The organism is Pseudoalteromonas sp. SWYJZ19 (genome assembly GCF_015864375.1).
Taxonomy (GTDB): Bacteria; Pseudomonadota; Gammaproteobacteria; order Enterobacterales; family Alteromonadaceae; genus Pseudoalteromonas; species Pseudoalteromonas arctica.
In genome coordinates, this window is the sequence record NZ_JADYXI010000046.1 from 1 (window position 1) to 3,151 (window position 3,151).

The 3,151-nt window shown below is 63.1% G+C and carries 3 protein-coding genes; all 3 read left to right on the forward strand.

Annotation, left to right across the window (positions count from 1 at the left end):
• Window positions 1-674 (forward strand): hypothetical protein (locus tag I6F45_RS21070; RefSeq protein WP_197162020.1); only part of this gene is annotated, 674 nt, incomplete at its 5' end.
• A 207-nt stretch (window positions 675-881) separates the two neighbouring features.
• Window positions 882-1,430 (forward strand): hypothetical protein, encoded by a 549-nt coding sequence (locus I6F45_RS21075; protein ID WP_114488108.1) that lies wholly within the window; start codon window positions 882-884, stop codon window positions 1,428-1,430.
• A 78-nt stretch (window positions 1,431-1,508) separates the two neighbouring features.
• The coding region (locus I6F45_RS21080; RefSeq protein WP_197162022.1) for a hypothetical protein at window positions 1,509-3,151 on the forward strand (1,643 nt) is incomplete at its 3' end.

The following is a 3,151-nucleotide window of genomic DNA, read 5'->3' on the forward strand; positions in this document are numbered from 1 at the left end:
ACGCCGACAGTCTCTCGATCACCCCCAGCGTCGAAACGATCCAATCGACCAGCAAGGGCCGGTATGACTATGGTCAGGTGCTGGAGAGCGTGAACATCGCCCAACCGTCTGAGTTCTCCATGGCGCTTAAGGAAGTTACCGGCGACATCTTGACCATGGCCTTCCTCGGAACCTCTGCCGCGTTCACCGAAGCCTCCGGCACGCTGACGGGCTACGACCTGACTGTCACACAGGTGGGCACATGGCTCCCCATCGGCAAAAAGAATCTCGCCACACTGGTTACCGTTGAAGACGCGGCCACTGGTGGCGCCACGCTGATCGAAGGCACCGACTACAAACTGAACCGCCCCATGGGCTGGATCATGGCGCTGGCCGGGGGCGCTCTGGCGGTAAACGACCACGTTTTCATTACCTGCGCACATAGCGGTGCCACGGGCACGAACGTTAAGGGCTCCACCCGCACAGAAGTTCGCGTTGAAATCATTTTCGACGGTATCAACCAAGCTGACGGCACCCAGTGCACGGCAACGATCTGGGAAGCCATCCTGGCGCCAGACAGCGAGTTTGACTTCCTGGCGGATGACTTCGGGAACGTAAACCTGACGGGGACACTGAAGACCCCGGTCGGCAAGGACGCTCCGTACGAGGTGTTGATCCAAGACCCCGTGGCCTAAGCACTGCTGGTGTGGCGGGCCCGCCCGCAGCCCAAACCCGCCACGCGCCTTCAGCCTGGCGGGTTTTTTCATTCAAGGATCGTCATGCATAAATGCACCCGATGCGGGTTGACCAAGACCCCTAGTGAATTCTACAAAGCCACCAAGAATCCTTCGGGCCTGCAGTCCCGGTGCAAAGAGTGTTCGAAGGCGACAAACCGCGAGTGGATGGCGAAGCACCCGGAAAAAGCTGCGGAGTACACCAAGCGGTACGAAGAGAACAACGCCGAGCGTCGCAAAGAACTCCGCGCGATCAGTCGCGCGGCGTATGCCCCGCGTCGTCTTGAACTGGGACGCGCGCTGGAAGAGAAAAACCGCGCGAAGCGCAAGGCACAGGCCGACGCCCGTCGCGCGTCGATGCTTGATCGCCATAATGAAAAGTCGCGCCGTTGGCGCGCCGCGAACTTGGAAAAGTCCAAGGCCATCTTCAAGAAGTGGCGGGACGCCAACCCGGGCGTGATGGCGATGCATTCGGCGAAATGGCGCGCGGCCCTTTTGCAAGCAACCCCAACATGGGCCGACCAAAAGAAGATCGCGGAATTCTATGAGGCCGCCGACGGCCTGAGCATGCTCACTGGGGAGTGGTATCACGTGGACCACATCGTACCGCTGCAAGGTAAGACGGTGCGCGGCCTGCACTGCGAAGCCAACCTCCAAGTCCTGCCTGAAGCCGAGAACATCCGCAAAGGCAACCGCCACTGGCCTGACCAGCCCTGAAAGACACCATGGCTACTTCGAATCGTGATGTAACCCTCAAACTGAGCGTTGNTGGCCTGACCAGCCCTGAAAGACACCATGGCTACTTCGAATCGTGATGTAACCCTCAAACTGAGCGTTGAGACCCTCGGTGAAGACGGTATCAAGGAACTGCAGAAGGCGGTTGAAGCTCTCGGGCGCGACGGCGGCGCAGCGGCGCCTGAGTTCCAGAAGCTCGCCGACGAGATCGGCCGCCTGGGCGAGCAGAGCCAAGCGCTGACCACGTTCCGGGAACTGAGCGAGGAAACCGACAAGCTGGCCGCGCGCCAAGTGGACGCCGCCGACAGCGCCGCGCAGATGGCCGAGCGGCTGGAGGTGTTGCGTGATGCCACTGCTAAGGCCACCCAGCGGCAGAGCGAGGCCAACGCCGAGTTGTTGAAGGGTCAGCGCACGCAAGCCGAGGCCACGGCAGCGTTGCGACTCCTGAAGGCAGAATACGACGCGGCCGGGAAGAACACTGCAGCCTACCGCGACCAACTGGCCGATGCGGTCAAAGCTCAGAACGCAGCAAACGTCGAACTCGTAACGCTGCGCGCCAACCAGAAGGCAGCCAACGCCGAAGCCTCGTCGGCCGTGGCCGAGCAAGGCAAACTGGAGACCCAGTACAAGAAGAGCGCGGCACAGGTCGAACGCCTGGACACCGCCCTGAACAAGCAGAACGAGGCGCTACGTCAGGCGACCACGGCGGCCGAGGCGCTGGGGCTGTCCACTGCAGACGTAGCTGCGGCTGAGGGCAAGCTGCAGGCGATCTTCAACTCTGGCGTTCAGACCGTAAACGCGCGCAACGCAGCGCTCCGCGAGATGGCAGAAGCCAACCGCCTGCTCGCCATCGAAGAGAAGGCAGTTGCAGACCTGCTGGCACGCGGCCAAGCGGCGCTGCAGGCCGAGACACTGGCCCAGCGCGATGCGGCGCGGGCCACGGAGCAGTACGCGGCCACAAAGCGCGAAGCGGCTGCGGCCAACGATGCCTGGCAGAAAGAGGCCGAGGCCCTGGTCAACGCGGCCCACGCCGCCCAGCAACTGGCCCGCGAGACCGAGATTTTGGCTGCGGCCCAGCGTGAACTCGCCAACCAGAACGCCTTCGAGAAGCAGGCCACCGAAGCGCAGAAACTGCTGCAGGCGGCCCAGTACGTCAAGTTCTGGGAGAACGCGCTGGAGCAGGCCGAGACCCAGGTCAAGCAGACCGCTGACGAAGCCCAGAAGGCTGCCCAGCGCATCGACAACGCCTTCGGCACGCTCGGCGTGCGCTCGGTGCAGGCCGTCCAGCAGGAAATCGCCGAGACACGCGCTGCGATGGCAACCCTGGCGACCACTGCCGGGCAGACGGGTGCACAGCTCTCCGGCGCCTTTGCTGCGGGCGAGAACAAGATCAAGGTGCTGGAGCGGGAAATCCGCGAGCTGACCGGCACGCTGACCACCGCCGACAAGGCGGCCGGCCTGTTCAAGAACTCGCTGGGCCAGATTGCGGCCGGCAACCTGATCGCGGACGCCGTGGGCGCGATTGTGGAGCGCGTCAAGGACATGGGTCGCCAGTTCATCGCCTCGGTCGTGCAGCTCGACACGTTCCGCCGGGCCATGAACGCTGTCTACAAAGACACCGCACTCGTCGCCAGCCAACTGGATTTCCTACGCAAGACCGCCAACGATAGCGGCGTGGGGGTGGGCGGCCTCAGCGACTCGTT